The 1,885-nt window shown below is 74.6% G+C and carries 2 protein-coding genes; both read right to left on the bottom strand.

Annotated features, from left to right (window positions below):
* Nucleotides 1-38: 38 nt before the first annotated feature.
* Nucleotides 39-722 carry a sensor domain-containing protein gene (locus tag ACOV8S_RS17645; RefSeq protein ID WP_448318716.1) on the bottom strand — a complete coding sequence of 228 codons (684 nt, stop codon included), beginning with the start codon at nt 720-722 and terminating at the stop codon, nt 39-41.
* Nucleotides 723-726: 4 nt separating this feature from the next.
* Nucleotides 727-1,885: sensor histidine kinase (locus ACOV8S_RS17640; RefSeq protein ID WP_448318715.1), on the bottom strand; the 1,159-nt coding region annotated here is incomplete at its 5' end.

Below are 1,885 nucleotides of genomic sequence, written 5' to 3'. Positions count from 1 at the left end.
TTCCCGCCCCCCGCCGCCGCTTCCCGCTCTTCCTCGGGCTAGATCGTCCTGCGTCCCCACGGCCCGAGCAGGCCGCGGGCCAGCGTCGTGTCCACCACCGCCATGCCGCGTGCCGCCCAGGCGGCCGCCAGCGTGAACACCGCGCCCAGCAGGCAGGTCACGGCGAGCTCCACCGGGGTCGACCCCAGCCAGGCCGGACCGGCCTCGTCCAGGAAGTGGATCGCCCGGTCGTCGACCGGCAGGGTCCAGTACCAGAGCGGCATCGAGAGCATGCCGAGGCCGAGGGACCACAGGGTCACCGTCACGGTGAACGAGACCACCGCCCACGGCAGGTGCACCAGCGCGTACAGGGCCTGCCGCCAGGTCGACCCGCTGCGCAGCACCGCGCCGCACCAGGCGACCGGCCGCGGCGCGTCACCGCGCGGCGTCAGCGGCTCGGGGGAGGCGACCCGCTCGCCCAGCAGCAGCCGCACCCGGGCCCGCTCGGCGGCGCCCAGCAGGCGGCAGCCGGCCAGGGCCAGCACCAGCACCGGGAGGCCCACCACGGTGACCAGCAGCCCGGCGCCCAGCGACACGGCCGTCACCACGTAGGTGAACAGCACGATCGCCACCGGCAGGTTCAGCAGCGAGTGGAGCACGGCCAGCGGGGTCGCGGGCTCCATCAGCGGGGCCAGCACGGCGGGCCGGCGCGCGGCACGCCTGTACGGGTGGACGGCGGTCATGACGTCAGCCTTCCTTCGTGAATGTGACGGGCCGGTCCCGCCAAGGGAGTTCGGCGGTCACCGTGGTGGGGCCGCCCTCCGGGGAGTCGACGACGAGCACGCCGTCCACCGCGTCCAGCCGCTCGGCCAGCCCCGCCAGGCCGGAGCCGGCGTCCGGGCGGGCCCCGCCCCGGCCGTCGTCGTGCACCTGGAGCATCAGCCGGTCCTCGGCGCGCCACACGTCCACCGAGGCGCCGCGCGCCGCGCTGTGCTTGCTGATGTTCTGCAGCAGCTCGGAGACGGTGAAGTAGGCGATGCCCTCCAGCGCCTCGGCCGGCCGGACGGGAAGGTCCACCGACACGCGTACCGGGACCGTGCAGCGGGACGCCACCGAGGAGAGCGCCGCGTCCAGGCCACGGTCGGTGAGGACCGCCGGGTGGATGCCGCGGGCCAGGTCACGCAGCTCCCGCAGCGCCAGCTTCACCTCGCCGTGCGCCTCGTCGACCATGGCGGCCGCGGTCTCCGGGTCCTCCAGCAGCTTCTCCTTGGCGAGACCGAGCCCCATCGCCAGGTTGACCAGCCTGGCCTGCGCGCCGTCGTGCAGGTCGCGCTCGATGCGCCGCAGGTCGGCCGCCGCGGTGTCCACCACCACGCCGCGGTCCGACTCCAGTTCGGCGATCCGCCGCTCCAGGTCCGGGGAGGGCGAGAGCAGCCCGCGGACCATCGCCCGGTCCACCGCCGTCATCCCGCGGACCACGTAGGGGAGCACCGGCCACAGCACGAACAGGCCGGTCAGCGTCACCGTGAAGGTGAGGATGCCCCAGGGCAGCCGGATCGCGTGGTAGAGCATGGACCGCCAGCCCACCGGGTCCTTGAGCGCGTTCCACATGCGGGTGAAGAAGTTGCCGGAGCGGCTGTGCGAACTCAGCGGGCTCGGCTCGTCGACCCGCAGCTTCAGCAGACCGCGGGCCCGGCCGCGTTCCAGCCGGCCCAGCAGCCGGGCACCCATCAGGGAGAGCGCCAGCAGGGGCAGCCCGATCGCGGTGACCGCCAGCCCGGCGCCGGTCGGCAGCACCACCGCGACGTAGGTGAAGCCGACCACGGTCACCGGGAGGTTGCTCAGCAGGTAGGCGATCTCGCGCCAGGTGTAGGCGTCGTAGGCCAGGCGGGCCGGGGGGAGGCGG

Source organism: Streptomyces sp. CO7 (assembly GCF_053474865.1).
This window is presented reverse-complemented; position numbering and strand designations above follow the sequence as displayed.

What these genes read in the sequence shown, in the direction of transcription:
- ACOV8S_RS17645 (WP_448318716.1), bottom strand. Translation starts at nt 722, where the DNA reads ATGACCGCCGTCCACCCGTACAGGCGTGCCGCGCGCCGGCCCGCCGTG.